General features: G+C 60.9%; 15 protein-coding genes. 3 read left to right on the top strand and 12 right to left on the bottom strand.

Annotation, left to right across the window (positions count from 1 at the left end):
* Positions 1 to 111: 111 nt before the first annotated feature.
* Positions 112 to 324 carry a hypothetical protein gene (locus G6R15_RS21115; protein ID WP_164661972.1) on the top strand — a complete coding sequence of 71 codons (213 nt, stop codon included), beginning with the start codon at positions 112 to 114 and terminating at the stop codon, positions 322 to 324.
* Positions 325 to 393: 69 nt separating this feature from the next.
* On the top strand, positions 394 to 1,158 hold the full coding sequence (locus tag G6R15_RS21120; protein WP_164661974.1) for a metallophosphoesterase: 765 nt from the start codon (positions 394 to 396) through the stop codon (positions 1,156 to 1,158).
* Between the two features lie 26 nt (positions 1,159 to 1,184).
* On the opposite strand, the gene G6R15_RS21125 is transcribed toward G6R15_RS21120, so the two are convergent.
* The 12 genes from G6R15_RS21125 to G6R15_RS21180 all read right to left on the bottom strand — a co-directional run bounded on the left by G6R15_RS21125 (position 1,185) and on the right by G6R15_RS21180 (position 13,833).
* Positions 1,185 to 2,159, bottom strand: coding sequence for a GDP-L-fucose synthase (locus tag G6R15_RS21125; RefSeq protein ID WP_164661976.1), 975 nt, complete (start codon positions 2,157 to 2,159; stop codon positions 1,185 to 1,187).
* A gap of 6 nt (positions 2,160 to 2,165) precedes the next feature.
* On the bottom strand, positions 2,166 to 3,287 hold the full coding sequence (gene gmd, locus G6R15_RS21130) for a GDP-mannose 4,6-dehydratase (RefSeq protein WP_164661978.1): 1,122 nt from the start codon (positions 3,285 to 3,287) through the stop codon (positions 2,166 to 2,168).
* A 225-nt stretch (positions 3,288 to 3,512) separates the two neighbouring features.
* Positions 3,513 to 3,767: a hypothetical protein gene (locus G6R15_RS21135; RefSeq protein ID WP_164661980.1), complete on the bottom strand. Its 255-nt coding sequence runs from the start codon at positions 3,765 to 3,767 to the stop codon at positions 3,513 to 3,515.
* Positions 3,768 to 3,874: 107 nt separating this feature from the next.
* Positions 3,875 to 4,564 carry a YjbF family lipoprotein gene (locus G6R15_RS21140; protein WP_164661981.1) on the bottom strand — a complete coding sequence of 230 codons (690 nt, stop codon included), beginning with the start codon at positions 4,562 to 4,564 and terminating at the stop codon, positions 3,875 to 3,877.
* A gap of 17 nt (positions 4,565 to 4,581) precedes the next feature.
* On the bottom strand, positions 4,582 to 6,825 hold the full coding sequence (locus G6R15_RS21145; RefSeq protein WP_240336827.1) for a YjbH domain-containing protein: 2,244 nt from the start codon (positions 6,823 to 6,825) through the stop codon (positions 4,582 to 4,584).
* Positions 6,826 to 7,002: 177 nt separating this feature from the next.
* Positions 7,003 to 7,896, bottom strand: coding sequence for a UTP--glucose-1-phosphate uridylyltransferase GalU (galU, locus tag G6R15_RS21150; protein ID WP_164661983.1), 894 nt, complete (start codon positions 7,894 to 7,896; stop codon positions 7,003 to 7,005).
* A gap of 164 nt (positions 7,897 to 8,060) precedes the next feature.
* Positions 8,061 to 9,311 carry a glycosyltransferase family 4 protein gene (locus G6R15_RS21155; protein ID WP_164661984.1) on the bottom strand — a complete coding sequence of 417 codons (1,251 nt, stop codon included), beginning with the start codon at positions 9,309 to 9,311 and terminating at the stop codon, positions 8,061 to 8,063.
* Positions 9,308 to 10,189, bottom strand: coding sequence for a glucose-1-phosphate thymidylyltransferase RfbA (gene rfbA, locus G6R15_RS21160; protein ID WP_164661986.1), 882 nt, complete (start codon positions 10,187 to 10,189; stop codon positions 9,308 to 9,310). The genes G6R15_RS21155 and rfbA overlap by 4 nt, the downstream gene beginning before the upstream one ends.
* A complete protein-coding gene (gene rfbD / locus G6R15_RS21165; protein WP_164661988.1) occupies positions 10,186 to 11,031 on the bottom strand; it encodes a dTDP-4-dehydrorhamnose reductase in 846 nt (281 codons plus the stop codon). The genes rfbA and rfbD overlap by 4 nt, the downstream gene beginning before the upstream one ends.
* 115 nt (positions 11,032 to 11,146) lie before the next feature.
* On the bottom strand, positions 11,147 to 12,187 hold the full coding sequence (rfbB, locus tag G6R15_RS21170) for a dTDP-glucose 4,6-dehydratase (RefSeq protein WP_164661990.1): 1,041 nt from the start codon (positions 12,185 to 12,187) through the stop codon (positions 11,147 to 11,149).
* Between the two features lie 2 nt (positions 12,188 to 12,189).
* Positions 12,190 to 12,744: a dTDP-4-dehydrorhamnose 3,5-epimerase gene (rfbC, locus tag G6R15_RS21175; protein ID WP_164661992.1), complete on the bottom strand. Its 555-nt coding sequence runs from the start codon at positions 12,742 to 12,744 to the stop codon at positions 12,190 to 12,192.
* Positions 12,745 to 12,816: 72 nt separating this feature from the next.
* Entirely contained in the window at positions 12,817 to 13,833 is a 1,017-nt protein-coding gene (locus G6R15_RS21180; RefSeq protein ID WP_164661994.1) for a replication initiator protein A, read from the bottom strand.
* Positions 13,834 to 14,277: 444 nt separating this feature from the next.
* Here G6R15_RS21180 and G6R15_RS21185 point away from each other — a divergent pair, with 444 nt between their 5' ends.
* Positions 14,278 to 15,666, top strand: coding sequence for an AAA family ATPase (locus G6R15_RS21185; RefSeq protein WP_164661996.1), 1,389 nt, complete (start codon positions 14,278 to 14,280; stop codon positions 15,664 to 15,666).
* Positions 15,667 to 15,689: the final 23 nt, after the last annotated feature.

The raw sequence follows: 15,689 nt of genomic DNA on the forward strand, positions 1-15,689 counted from the left end.
GKATAAGAGACAGGCTATACCCTGCCTTTTGATCGTCAGACGACACTGGCTGACGCGCTGTTCGACGGCAACGGTTTTTCCAGCGAAACCTCGGACCCGTCGGAAATCTATGTGCTGCGCGCGGCCCCCAAGAAGGGCCACCAAGAGCGTGTGCTCGCCTTGCATCTGGATGCCGAAAACGCCGCCGCCTTTGTTATGGCCACCAAGCTGGAACTGCGGCCCAACGACATCGTCTTTATCGCCGAGCAGCGCGTGACCCGTTGGGGCCGCGTCGTCAATCAGCTTGGCCCCGGCCTGATCGCAGCAGCCATCGCCGGGTTGTGATGGCCTAAGACCTACGGCATGAGGGGTCCGGACTGGACCCCTCATGCCGGTTCCTATATTTCCCGGTACATGTCACTTCTCAAACGCCTCTTCTCCGGCAAGCCCAAGGCCGTGCCCTTCATCGCCGAGCTGGCCCCCGATACCCCGTTCTATGTCATCGGGGATGTGCATGGTCGTATGGACCTGCTGGACAGGCTGTTGACCAAGATCGACGCCGAAGATGGCGCCTTGGGCGTGCCGCTGGTCTTTGTCGGCGATTACATCGACCGGGGCGAACAAAGCGCCCAGGTGTTGCGCCATGTCCATGCTCTAAGTCAGAGCGCGGGCCGCCAGGTGATCTGCCTGACCGGCAACCACGAAGACATGCTGCTCAAGTTCCTCGAAGATCCGGCCGAGCGTGGCGCCCGTTGGCTGCGCTATGGTGGGTTGCAGACCCTGTTCAGCTTTGATGTCGGCGCGATTTCCGACCAAAGCACGGATGGCGCGATGGAACAGGCCCGCAATGCGCTCGAAGACGCCATGGGCCCTGAGATGATCAAATGGCTCGAGGACATGCCAACTTCATGGCAGACCGGCAATGTTGCAGTGGTTCATGCCGCCGCCGATCCGGCTGAACCTATCGCCACACAAAGCCCGCGCATCCTGAAATGGGGGCACCCGGATTTCCACCACAAGGCCCGCAGCGACGGTACTTGGGTGGTGCATGGCCATACCATCGTGGACGAAGCCAACGCAACCGACGGGCGTATCGCCACTGACACCGGCGCCTTTGCTACCGGCAAGCTGACAGCGGCTTATATCGAGCCGGGCAATCTGCGCTTTATCCAGGCCTAATAAGGGCGACAAAGCCCTATTAGACCCTATTTTTGGCGCAGATCGGCTGTATCCAGGGACAGGAACCACGCATAGGTCTGGCGAATGCCCTCTTCCAGAGGGATGGTCGCGCTCCAGCCCATGTCGGCCAGACGGGACACATCCATCAGCTTGCGCGGTGCGCCATCGGGTTTAGAGCTGTCAAACGCCAGCCGACCTGTAAAGCCGGTCACCCGCGCCACGGTTTCGGCCAGCTCGCGGATGGTCACATCGGTGCCCGAACCCACGTTGATGTGGCTCAGCATCTCTTGCGTATTGGCCCCATAAGTGTCCGCGTCCAGATCGGCCACAAACAACGAGGCCGCCGCCATGTCATCCACATGCAGGAACTCGCGCATGGGTGTGCCGCTGCCCCAGATCACCACCTCGTCCAGCCCATCGCGGGCGGCCTCGTGGAATCGGCGCATCAGCGCGGGCAGCACGTGGGAATTCTCGGGGTGGAAATTGTCGCCGGGCCCATAAAGGTTCGTGGGCATCACCGAGCGATAGTCGCGCCCGTACTGGCGGTTGTAGCTTTCGCACAGCTTGATGCCCGCGATCTTGGCGATGGCATAAGGTTCGTTGGTGGGCTCCAGCGTGCCAGTCAGCAGCGCGTCCTCGGACATCGGTTGTGCGGCCATCTTGGGATAGATGCAGGATGACCCCAGCTGCAACAGACGCTGCACATCCGCCTGATGGGCGGCATGGATCACGTTGCATTCGATCATCAGGTTTTCATAGATGAACTGCGCCGGATAGGAGTTGTTGGCCACGATCCCGCCCACGCGTGCTGCGGCCAGGATCACCTGATCAGGACGCTCGGCAGCCATGAAATCTTGCACCGCGGCCTGGTTGGTCAGGTCCAGCTCCGCACTGGTGCGGGTGATCAGATCCAACTCTTCGCCCGCATCCTTGCGCGCCTGCAACTGGCGCAGGATCGCGCCCCCCACCATGCCCCGGTGGCCTGCCACATAGATCTTCATTGCGACTTACCCCTCGTGTGAGACCGGCACATCCATGCCGTGCTCTTTCAACAGTGCATGGCGGCGGGCGGTTTTCAGATCCTCGGCCACCATCTCGGCGCACATCTCCTGCACGGTGATCTCGGGCGTCCAGCCCAGTTCCGATTTCGCCTTGGAGGGATCGCCCAACAGGGTTTCAACCTCGGCGGGGCGGAAATAGCGCGTGTCGATGCGCATGATCACATCGCCCACCTTCAGCGCCGGGGCGCTGTCGCCTTCAATCGCCGTCACGGTGGCGATCTCTTCAACCCCCTCGCCGGTGAACTCTAGCGAGATGCCCAGCTCCTCGGCCGACCAGGCGATGAACTGGCGCACGGAATACTGCACGCCGGTGGCGATGACAAAATCCTGGGGCTCATCCTGCTGCAGCATCATCCACTGCATGCGCACGTAATCCTTGGCGTGACCCCAGTCGCGCAGCGCGTCGATGTTGCCCATGTACAGGCCCTCTTCGAGCCCTTGGGCGATATTGGCCAGACCACGGGTGATCTTGCGGGTCACAAATGTCTCGCCACGGCGCGGGCTCTCGTGGTTGAACAGGATGCCGTTGCAGGCATACATGCCGTACGCCTCGCGGTAGTTCACCGTGATCCAATAGCTGTAAAGCTTGGCCACCGCATAAGGGGAACGCGGGTAGAAAGGCGTTGTTTCCTTCTGCGGGGTTTCCTGCACCAAGCCATAGAGTTCCGATGTCGAGGCCTGATAAAATCGCGTCTTCTTTTCCAGCCCCAGAAACCGGATTGCCTCGAGCAGACGCAGCGTGCCCATGCCATCGACGTCAGCGGTGTATTCCGGGCTTTCAAACGACACGGCCACATGGGATTGCGCGCCCAGGTTATAGACCTCGTCGGGCTGGACCTCTTGAATGATGCGGGTCAGGTTCGACGTGTCGGTCAGATCGCCGTAATGCAGCTTGAACCGGGCATTGTCGACATGGGGATCTTCATAGATATGATCGACCCGGGCGGTGTTGAACAGCGACGAGCGGCGCTTGATGCCGTGCACCTCATAGCCTTTTTCCAGCAAGAACTCTGCCAGATAGGATCCATCCTGTCCGGTCACACCGGTGATAAGCGCCGTCTTTGTCATGTGATCCTACCTATTTAACCCGCCCCCCGATTGGGGTCTGTTCAGACTTTGGTCATACCCAGAGCCAGGGCCACTGGCAATGCATCGCCCCTGGCCCCACTACGCTTCCGGCATAGGCCCGCCCGTCCGCGGCTTCAAAGGAAAAGGGGGCAAAAACGAAAACAGGCCCCGAAGCGGGACCTGTTTCCAAATTCATCCAATCCATCAGCTGGATCGCAAAAACGATCAGTTGGTGGTGGTGGTGGTGCTGGCGTTGTTGTCGTCGTCGTCGGCGATAACCGCAACGATGCCGATCACGCCCAGACCGATGGCTGCTGCTGCAACCGGGGCTGCTGCGATTGCGCCGCCCAGACCACCAGCGCCGCCCAGACCCACGGGGGCTGGCTGAGCTTGGGTTACCTGCACGGGCAGATCTTCAGCTACAACAGCGACCGGAGCCATCAGTGCGCATACTGCGATAATTCCTGCAATTTTTTTCATAATCCAGATTCCTTTGACCAAGATGTGACACACGTCTACCGAAACGTTCACGACCTTATTTACATGATACACTTCGGAATTCCAAACGTATTTTTACTTCTGCTTCGTTAATCCGTCAGGCGGCGAAATCGCAGATAACCGATGTTGGGTCCGGCCCATTGGCGCGACTGCATTACCACGCCACGACGCTTGTCGACCCAATATTCATTGGTGATTGAGCCCTTTCGCCCCTCACAGCTCTGGCGAATGTGCTGCGTGGTGTGGCGTCGTTCGACGATTTCGATGGTTTCCTGACCCAAGTCAGTCAACTCACAGCCAAAGGCAAAAGGCACCTCGCGGTTGTCGCGGGCAAGAATCATCTGGATGTGCTCGCCCTCATGGCTGGGTCCGGGTTCAGACCCGCTGACCTGCACCGAGCTCGAGAGCAGGTCGCCCCAGAACCCTCGCGTCGAAATCAGAACACCGTTGCGCATGGCAACCGAAAAATCGTCGTTGGTGCGCCAGACCTGCACCTGGCCCGGCAGATTGTCGCGGGTCTCAAAGTGCTTGATGACATAGGCCACCACATTGCTGCGTTCGACGATCATCTCTTGCACTGGTACATCTAAGCTGTCCAGAAATGCCCGCGTCGGTGCGGGCTGTGTGCCTGTGTCCCGTGCCTGGGTCCGCTTGGCGATGGCCTGCTGACCGGCACGATAGATTTCCACCTGCAGCGGTGCGGGCTCGGGCCCCTCGGCGCAGCCGACCAACACCAAACCGCCCAGCAACAGCCCGGCTGCCCGCGTCCATCGCACCATCTGTCCTGCTCCCGTTCTCATTCCCAGAACCTCGGCCATTGATCCGACAGCACGTTGCGATGCGCGCCGCGGACCTGATTGTACAACCGTCCCGGTACATGTACGCGGGCGCCGCCGTCACGCTGAATCGGCCGGATGGTGGTGCCGACTCCGCGCTTGCTGGGGCTGCCCAGGAACCAGGTGACCGGGATACGGAAGCGGATCCCCTTGTCGAACGAGCCTTCACCGAATTCGGCCGCCGAGACATTGGTTCTGGTAAAGAAGCCGCCCACCGACCAGCCATTGTTGAACACCCGGTCGACACCCAGGGTGGCACCGAAATCTCCGGCCAGATAACGCCCGACATCCAACTGTGCCAAAAAGCCGTTTTCAAAGTCGTAATAGGCCGATGCATGGCCCGTGGCGACGCGGTAATCCCGAAACCCGAACAACTGGTCGTAATCGCGCTTAAGCGCATAGTTCGCCTCGACTCCCAGGGCCAGACGACTGTTGACCGGTTTCCACAACAGCTCGGTCGACAGCCCACCATAGCCATATTCGAAATACCCCGCCGTCACCCGCGCATAGAGATCCGGTGAAGGTTTCCAGTAGCGCGCCAGATACAGCTGGTTCAGCGTGGTACCATATTGGGCATAAAGCACCCGGTCCGTCCGCACCGGCGGCAAGGCCGTGGCCGACGAAGTCCCGCCATCCAGGTTGCCAAAGAGCCGCTGGTTGATACGGCCGGCAATCACCCAGCCCGGCGCGGGCTGATAGCTGCCCCGCAGCGATACGCCCACATCCAGACGGAGGGGCGCTGTAACGTCAAAAAAGCCCGGCGTAAAATAGGGCGCCACCGACCAGCTGGTGTTGGGATAAAGATCTTCGGCCTGAACTGCCGCCTCCGACAGGGGCCGCGGATCGGTAAAGCGGGTTTCCACCAGCATCTGATCCGAAGCGAAATTTTCGAATTCAAGCTGTTCCAGGTCGGACCGGTGGATCACCACCGTCGACAACGGCAAACCCTGCGACACCAGCGTCAGCCGGAAAATCTCGATCGAGGCGGGCAGCACCCGCGTCATCGCCCGCGCCGCACGCCCGATGGCCACCGCGTTTGATCCGTATCGCAGGTTGCGGAATCGCAGCTCGGCAGTTTCAGCCGAGATGTCCAACGCCTCAAGCAGCAGCCCGTCTTCGACCAGCAGCGGGGCCAGCTGGTCGCGCAGATAAGGGGCCACTGCCGCCGTCGAGGCCGTCCATTCGGTCGACCAGGCCACCGGATCGACCTGGGGATCGGGACGCGGCTGTACCGGATAAGGGGCCGGCAGGCGCGGCTGCACGTTGGGCTTGTAGGGACTCAACTGGATCTGAAAGTTCACCCCGATCTCGGAGCCGTAAAGATAATAGGCGCCCACGCGGGTGCGCGGTGTCCACTGATATTCCACACCAAAGTTGAAGGGCGAGCGCCGCTTAAACACCGAGGTGGTCTGAGTCTCGGTCACATAGGCATCCGAGGAATATTCCACCTTGAAGCCCAGCCGGTCATTGGCCTGCCATTCGATCCCGCCAAAGGCGGCAACAGGCCCCCGGAACCACTGGCTGTAGCCCGGATTACCACCCAGATCCCCAGCCGGTCGAGCAGGCCGGTTTCCGGTGCTGCCAAAAGATCCGTACGAGCCGAGCCGCCCCCAACCCAGACCCGCTGTTACCTTGAGCCGCCCCGGCAAGCGCGAGGTGCCCCAGGCCTGAGTGTTGAAGGTCTTTGTCGCAGCGATGAATTCACCCGCATAGATGCCGGTGCCCGCCAAATCCCGCATGCCCAGGGTCACACTGGGAAAGCGCCGGGTTTCCTTGAACAGGCGCATGCGGACGTCAAAGCTGCGGTCGTAATACGTCGCGATATTGCCGATGTTCCAATCTTCGACCACAATATAGCGGAACGAGGCCGTCATCCAGTCAAACGGCTGAAAGGCCAGCGTGATCCGGGTCTGGCCCCCAAAATTCGACACCGTGGTGGCAAACTGCCCCTCGGGCAGCATCTCGGCCGAGGGCATGTCCACGATCCCCGGCATGCCGTAAAAGTTCAGTGTGGTCTGCGGCAGGGGCTCAAGCGTGGGCTCTTCCTGCGCGACCTGTGGGCTCTGACCGGTCTGTGCGGCCTGAGCAACCTGGTTCTCGGCAGTATCCGACGCGTCTTCGGCAAACACGGCACCCGAGCACAGCATCACCAGCCCGCTGACTATTCCCCCAAGCCGCATTTCCAATCCCGTCTTAACTTTCATCACGAACAGAATCCTGTCCGCTCATACCGTCGAATAATTTCTGCTGTAGACCACAGCCGCGCGCACCAAACAATGCGCCACCACCACAAAATAGCGCCACAGACCGGAGTCTGTGGCGCAAATACAGCATGGATTGGGCTGTGGTTCCCGTCCCCCTTCAGACACGCTTCTAGGGGCTTATTCAGCAGCTTTGCGGCTCATTTCGATCTCGCTCAGATAGCGGCTCAGATCATCACGCAGATCATCGCGAGCCAAAGCAAAAGCCACGGTTGCCTGCAAAAACCCCGCCTTAGAGCCACAATCGAACCGCTGCCCGCGGAAGCGATACCCGTAGACAGGCGTGCCCCTGTCGATGTCAGCAGCAATGGCGTCGGTCAGCTGAATTTCACCGCCCGCGCCCGACTTGATCTGGTTGAGCGTCTTGAGCACCGAGGGCGCCAGGATATAGCGGCCAATGACGGCCAGGTTCGATGGCGCGTCTTCGGCGGATGGCTTTTCCACCATGCCCTTGGCGGACACCACACTGCCCATGTCCTCGGCCACATCGAGCACCCCATACGAACTGGTCTGCTCGGGCGGCACCTCCATCGCGGCAACCATATTGCCCCCGGTATCGGCATAGGCTTCGACCATCTGCTGCAAACAGGGTTTTTCGGCCGCGATCACATCGTCGGGCAGGATCACCATGAACGGCTCGTTGCCGATCAGACGGCGCGCGCACCAGACCGCGTGGCCCAGGCCAAGCGCCTTGTGCTGGCGGATATAAGCGATGGCGCCGCTGTCCATGTTGGTGGCTTTCAACGTGTTCAGCAGCTCGGTCTTGCCCTTCTTGCGCAGCTCCTGCTCCAGAATGGGCGAATGGTCGAAATAATCTTCAAGCGCGGATTTCCCGCGCGAGGTGACAAAAATGAATTCCTTGATGCCCGCCGCGCGGGCCTCGTCGATGGCATATTGCACCAACGGACGGTCGACAAGGGTCATGATTTCCTTGGGCACCGATTTGGTCGCCGGCAGGAACCGGGTCCCCATACCGGCTACGGGAAAAATAGCCTTGGTGACTTTGCGTGTCATATGGCTGATCCTCAAATACTGATTAAGTCTGCTCTGATAACGGCGATGTTACACCGCCGCCTTGGTATAGGCGTGAACGGACCCTGCAATCAATGATGTTGCAAGGTTCTGACAGGAACCTGATCACGGTTTCATTCCTCCCCTTCACACCCCCTTGGCGCGCATCATGGGGCCGGGATGTGACACGATTGCGGCACCAATGCGTTCATTTGCCGAATGTGTTCCGGCAGGCAACGGGTCATGAAATCATAAGCCCCCACCACATGGGCCCGCGCCGCAGGCCCCAGATGCGCATAAGCGCCGGGATGGGTCAGCACATCAATCACCTGATCAGCGATGGCCTTGGGATCAAAGAAATCGACCAGCAGACCGGTTTCACCGTGGGTCACCGCCTCGCGCACGGGCGCCACATCCGCAGCCACCACCGTGGCCTGCATCGCCATCGCTTCGAGCACCGACCAGCTGAGCACAAAGGGCATCGTCAGATAAAGGTGACAGCGGCTCAGCTGCACCACCTGGCAAAAGTTTTCATACGGCAACCGGCCCAGGAAATGCACCCGGCTCCAGTCGACGCTGTCGCCCACCTCCTCCTCCATCTCGCCGCGCAGCCCCTTGGGGTGTTTACTCTTGCGCCCATAGGACACATCGTTGCCGCCCAGGATCAGCACCCGTGCGTTGGGGCGGGCCGCCAGGATATGGGGCAGCGCGCGCATAAAGACGTGAAAGCCGCGGGCATGCTCCAGATTGCGCGCCAGATAGGTGAACACCTCATCATCGCGTGTCAGTGGCCGCTCCATCCGCCCCAGCGTCAGCGCCACATCTGTGTTGGGGCGCAGATGGTCGGTGCGGATGCCGTCGTGACAGACATACATCTTGTCATGAAACAGCTTTGGGAAAGCATCGCGCTGCCAAAAGGTCGGTACGTGCCCCACGTCCACCGTGTGCAGGTTCATGTTCGGCACCACATTGCGCGCCCGCATCAGATAAGGCGTGTGCTCCGACACCGGTTCCTCGGGGTCGAACCCCACCAACCCGCCGGTCATGTTGTAGTAAAACTCAAAGAACCCAAGGATTGGCACGTCCGGCCACAGATCCTTGAAGAACGTCAGCTCGCCCCAGCCGGTGTGCCCCAGGATCAGATCCGGGCGAAACCCCTCGTCGCGTTCCAGCTTGCGCGCCGCCTCCATCGCGCCAAAGCCGACCCCGGCGGCGTTTTCCCAGACCTTGGACAACCCATAAGCCTTGTCAGCGGCCACATGGTGGGTCTTGTAAATGCAGGGGGTGACACCGGCGATCTTGGGTGCCGGGTTGCGTTGGGTCAGAAAGACGATCTGATGCCCGCCCTGCGCCACCAGCCATTGCACCAGCTCGCGGTATTGACCGGGCATGTTCTGATGCACGATCAGCAGCTTCATGAAAGCAGCCCCAACAGATACTGGCCATAGGCGTTCTTGGCGAACATCTCGGCCCGCGCGCGCAACTGCTCTGCGTCGATCCAGCCCGCCTCAAACGCGATCTCTTCGGGGCAGCCCGTCTGAAGGCCCTGCCGTTCCTCGAGTGTGCGCACAAAGTTGCCCGCATCCAGCAGGCTGGCGTGGGTGCCCGTGTCGAGCCAGGCATAGCCGCGCCCCATGGTTTCCACGCGCAGCGCGCCCTCTTCCAAATACATCTGCAACAGGTCGGTGATCTCCAGCTCGCCACGCGGCGACGGCTGCACCCGTTTGGCGCGTTCCGGCGCGGTGCCATCCAGGAAATAAAGCCCGGTCACCGCATAGTTCGACGGCGCCACATCCGGTTTCTCGATGATCTCGCGCGCGCGGCCATCATCGTCAAACGCCACCACGCCGTACCGTTCCGGATCGGCCACGTGATAGCCAAAGACCGTGCCGCCCTGGGTCTGCGCATCCGCCACCGCCATCAGCTTGGGCAGCCCGTGGCCAAAGAAAATGTTGTCGCCCAGAACCAGCGCTGCGGGTGATCCGTCAAGGAACTCCTCGGCCAGGATGAACGCCTGCGCCAGACCATCGGGGCTGGGCTGGACCACATATGTCAGCGAAATCCCCCATTGGCTGCCATCGCCTAAGGTCCGCTTGAACTGGTCCTGATCCTGCGGCGTGGTGATCACACAGATCTCGCGGATACCGGCCAACATCAGCACGCTGAGCGGGTAATAGATCATCGGCTTGTCATAAAGCGGCAACAGCTGCTTTGAAACAGCCATGGTGATCGGATAGAGCCGCGTGCCGCTGCCCCCTGCCAAAATGATCCCTTTGCGCCCTGTACGATCGCTCATCCCAAAACCTCTTTCACAATGTCCCGCAGGCCAACCCGCCAGTCGGGACGCTTAATACCAAAAACAGTCCCTAATGTGGCGCAATCCAGCCGGGAATTCAGCGGGCGTTTGGCCGGTGTAGGATAGTCCGAGCTGGGAATATCCGTGACCGCACAAGACAGTCCCGCAACGGCAAATGTTTCGCGTGCGAAATCTGCCCAGCTGACATCTGGCGCACCCGCAAAATGATAGACCCCCGACTTGGCCGGATCCGTCGCCAGCTGCCGGGCCATTTCGATGCAAGCCGCCGCAATATCGCGCGCAGGCGTCGGCCCGCCGATTTGATCACCCACGATGGTCAGCGCATCGCGTTCCGCCCCCAGCCGCAGCATGGTCTTGACGAAGTTGTGTCCATGCGCTGAGACCACCCACGACGTGCGCAGGATCGCATAAGCCCCACCTGCGGCGTGCACTGCTTGCTCCCCTTTCAGTTTGGAGCGCCCATAAACCCCAAGGGGGCCGGTCGGATCATCCACCTGCCAAGGCTGATCCCCCGCGCCGGAAAACACGTAATCCGTCGAGATCGTGACAAAGGGGATGCCCAAATGCGCACAGGCCCGCGCCATGGCGCCGGGTGCATCGCCGTTGATCATGGTGGCGCGCGCCTCAACCTCTTCGGCCTTATCGACAGCCGTGTAAGCTGCCGCATTGATCACCGCATCGGGGCGCCGCACAGCAATCACCGCCGCACAAGCGTCGGGGTCTTCCAGATCCGCCATCGTCCGATCCAGACAAGTCACGCCCTCATACATCGCCAGTTCCCGCGCCACCTGCCCGGTCTGTCCAAACACCAGAATGTTCACGCGCCCTGCCCTTCATCTTTTCTCAAATACTCTCGCCGAAGGCGAAATGAATTGGGTTTTCCCTGAAAACCCAAGCCTCCGGCGGGAGTACTTGAGAAAAGGTGAAGAGAAAGCCTCATGCCTTGACCCCCAGCCGTTCGCCAACTCCGTGACGGTCCTGCAGGGCGCGCCACCAGGGTTCGTTGTCCAGATACCAGCACACGGTCTTCTCTAGCCCCTCTTCCACCGTCACCGAGGGCCGCCAGCCCAGCTCGTCGCGAATGCGGGTCGGGTCGATGGCATAACGCGCATCATGACCGGGGCGGTCGGTGACGAATGTGATCAGGTCGGCATATGGCTGCTCCCCGGGGCGCAGCCGGTCAAGGATGGCGCAGATCGTCTGCACCAGCTCCAGGTTCGACCGCTCGTTCTCGCCGCCAATATTATACGACCGGCCCAGCTGTCCGCGCTGTAGCACCGTCAGCAGCGCATCAGCGTGATCCTCGACATACAGCCAGTCGCGCACGTTGGAGCCATCGCCATAGATCGGCAGCAACTTGCCCGCCAGCGCATTCAGGATCACCACCGGAATCAGCTTTTCGGGAAAATGATAGGGGCCGTAATTGTTCGAGCAATTGGTCAGCACCACCGGCAGGCCATAGGTCTCGGCCCAGGCGCGCACCAGATGGTCGCTGGCCGCCTTGGACGCCGAATAGGGCGAGCGGGGGTCATAAGGCGTGTCCTCGGTAAACTGGCCGGTGTCGCCGAGCGAGCCATAAACTTCATCCGTCGAGATGTGGTGAAAGCGAAAACCATCGGGCCGCCCCTGCCCCAGCCAGAACTCACGCGCGGCCTCAAGCAGCGTATAGGTGCCGGTGATGTTGGTTTCGATAAAGGTGCCCGGCCCGTCGATGGACCGGTCCACATGGGATTCAGCCGCCAGATGCATGATGGCGTCGGGCTGATGCTCGGCGAACGCCGCATCCATCGCCGCACGGTCGCAAATATCAGCCTCTAAAAAGGTATAATTGCTTGCATCGGCGACGCTGGCCACATTGTCCAGGCAGGCTGCATAGGTGAGCGCGTCGAGGTTCAGCACCGCGTGCCCTGCCGCCACCGCCTGACGCACCACGGCCGATCCGATGAACCCTGCCCCACCGGTTACGATCAAACGCATGGCTACCCCTCCCACGTGAAAGGGCTGTCAAACTCGGCCAGCGCGGGCGCGACCGTGTCCTTGTCCGAGAGCACCGGTGTGCTGTCAAACCCCCAATCGATGCCGCAGCTGTCCCACCGCACCGCGCCGTCACAGTCGGGGGCGTAGTAGTCGGTGCATTTGTAACAGATCTCGGTATCCGGGGCCTTGGTGACGAATCCATGCAGGAACCCTTTGGGCACCAGCAGCTGCTTGCCGTTCTCGGCGCTCAATTCGACCCCCACCCATTGGCCATAGGTGGGCGACCCCTTGCGGATGTCGACCGCCACATCAAACAGCGCGCCACGCCCGCAGCGCACCAGCTTGTCCTGGGCGTGAGGCGGAGATTGGAAATGCAGGCCCCGGATGGTGCCCACGCTCGCGGACAGCGAATGGTTGTCCTGTACAAACTCCAGCGCGATCCCAGCCTCAGCCATGCGCTTCTGGTTCCAACTTTCGCTGAAGAACCCGCGCGCGTCGCCGAAACGCTGGGGCGTCAGGATCAGCACCCCTGGCAATACGGTTTGCTCCACCTGCATCTGCAAATCACCTCTTTCAAAATCGTCCGGCAAAAGCTCTTGCCGACATGTACCAAGAGCGCTCGGTGTATGTCACCGGGCCGCGCGTTTTTTCACCCAGCCCAGAAATGCCGCATCCGGCTTACGCAACCGCGGAGACCCCGAGCGCGCCCAGACCCCGCGCCACTCTGCCTCGAGCGCATAGATATCCGCGCCCGGCAGCAGGCGGCGCGCCTCTTCCAGCGCGTCCAAGCCCAGCGTCGGTGGCGGCGTGTCGGAACTCACCAAGCCACCACGCGGGGTGAACCGCATCAGGTCGCCGGGTTCCTCGGTCATCTCGTAATCGGGCAGATGATCGGCCGTGATCATGTCGCGCAGCATCTTGCGAAACACGCGGCGCGGCGAGGCACTGCCGGATTTCTTGAGCAGCGTGTCGACCGAGACGGTCCAGGCCGGCTGGCGGCCGCAGTGCTTGCGCGCCAGCTCATAGATCCGCCGTTCCAGCGGTTTGCGCAGGCGAAAATAATCGCGACTGAGCGTCAGCACCGATTTCGACACCACCGCGCGAAACAGCCAATCCGACAGGGTCACGGATACGCTGACCATGCGGCCTCCGCGGGATTTGCGCACGATCTCCCAGCTTTCGATCAGGCCAAAGCCGCTGGTGGTCTCGGTCTCGCCGGTCACGATGTTGGTGGTGATGCGGGTGCCCGCCAGCCGCTCAAACGCCTCGCGCAGGCGGCGGTAGGCGTCACCGGAGGTTTCACGGTTCGTCGCCACCAGCAGATCATGCGCCTTGAGCTGTAGCGTCCGGCTGACCTGCCGTCCGGCATTGATCGCCGCCATCAGCTGGCTGATGCAGAAGATCAGGATGTCCTTGTCGTGGATCGTGGCCAGCCCCTTGACCGACGGCGTCACGGTGATTTCGGTGCCGTTGTGGTCATACTGCAGGATGCGTCGATCGGGCCGCGTCGCCAGCGAAAACAGCGGATGTTCCATGCTGGCGATGTCGTCCTTGGGGATCGCATCAAAGATATCGCAGACGAAAAAATCGCCCTGTTGGTGGCGGTCCGGCAATAGCCCCCCCGCTGTTGTCACTGCCCTGCTCATTCGCCCTGCCCCGGCTCTTGTCTGGATGGCCCGTTTTTCGGTCGGTTGGCCGACTCATGTACGGGCTCGTTTTCTTTCGTGGTTTTAGTAACGCCACCCTAGAGTTATCCACAAGCCCAGACAACTGCCTGACAACGGGGGTTCGGAGTCACTTCATCGGGGGTTCAGAGTCACTCTTTCGGGGTTTCAGAGTCATCATGATCTGGGAATTTAGGTTTTGAGCATTGAATTAAAAGAGTTTTCTTTCAAAAGCAGTGTCCTGTAACTGAAGATAACACACATTTAACACCCTAAAAAAATTTCGCCACGCAAAATCTTGCGCTATATTCGCAGCACCATCCCCTTATTTTGCTAAGAAAATTCAGGTGACCTGCGCCTTTTTCTTTCATGTGCCACCTTTTTGGGTATCATGGGGGAAACACGACACATCGAGCGGATTTCATCATGGCCAAGGACAGCACCTCCCTGCCCCCCTATTTCAACATCGATCCTGATGCCGCGCTTAGCGAGCTGGACTTACCCACAGATACCGGCGGCTTTGCTGAAATCGCCGAAGCTTGCACTCGGGGTCGGGCGGACCTGGCCAGCCGGGGTATGGATGACGAGGGGCGCAAAAGCCTGCGCCTGTTTTCGACCTGGGAAATCACCCGCTATCTGATCCCCGTGGCCCAGGCCCATTTCCGCCGCGTGCTGAAGCAGAACCCCGACCTGCCCCAAGGCCAGTCCGAGACTGAAGGCGGCGCCAAATGGTTCACCCTGGACGAGGTGCTGCGCCTGCGCGCCTTCTTTGGGGCGCAGGGATCAAAGGCCAAGAACTATCTCCCCTATCGCCCCGCTGGACAGCCCGCCAAACTGGTGGCCGTGGCCAACTTCAAGGGCGGCGTCGGCAAGACATCCACGGCGGCCCATCTGGCAATGTCCGCCGCTTTGGACGGCTACAAGGTACTGGTGGTGGATCTGGACAGTCAGGGCTCGATGACCTCGATCTTTGGCGGCCGGGTCGAGGATGAGTGGAATACCGCTTTCCCTCTGCTGGCGCGCCACTACGGCGAGCATCTGCGCATCGAGAACCAGCGCCGCCTGGATCGCGGCGACGCGCCACAGCCCCTGGACGAGGCGCTGAGCGCCGCCATGGACATGACTGCCCAAGACGTCATCCAATCCACCCACTGGCCAAACATCGACCTGATTGGCGCGCAGCTGAACCTCTACTGGGCCGAGTTCCAGATCCCGGTCTGGCGCATGCAGGCGCGCGGATGGAAGCTCTGGGATGCGCTCACAGACCGGCTCGAGGCGGACGGGGTGCTGGATGATTATGATCTGGTGTTCATCGATACGCCCCCGGCCCTTGGCTATCTGACCATCAACGGGCTGGCGGCGGCCGACATCCTGCTGGTGCCCATGGGGGCATCGTTTCTGGAGTTCGACAGCACGGGTCGTTTCTTTGACATGCTGCATTCTACATTTGCCAGCATCGAGGATGGCGAAAACGTCGCCGCCCGCGCCCTGGGGCGGCCCGAGATGGGCTTTGAATGGGACGCGGTGCGCACGGTGATCACCCGCTATGACGGCGCGCAACAGGGTGAACTTTCGGCTCTGATGCAGGCCTATTTGGGCAAAACGCTCTCGCCGCACCGACAGGATTTCACCGCGCTCATTGGCCAGGCCGGCGAGCAGGTGAACGGCATCTACGAGGCCGATTATCGCGATTTCAACCGCGAGACCTATGCGCGAGGTCGTGAGACATTTGACGCCACCTATGCCGCCTTCAAACGCCTGCTTCTGGGTGTGTGGCGGCGTGGTGAGCTCGAAACCCAACAAGCAGCGGAATAACAGACCCTAACAGGGGCAAACAG

The organism is Tropicibacter sp. Alg240-R139 (assembly GCF_900537075.1).
In the GTDB taxonomy this organism is placed as follows: Bacteria; Pseudomonadota; Alphaproteobacteria; order Rhodobacterales; family Rhodobacteraceae; genus Falsiruegeria.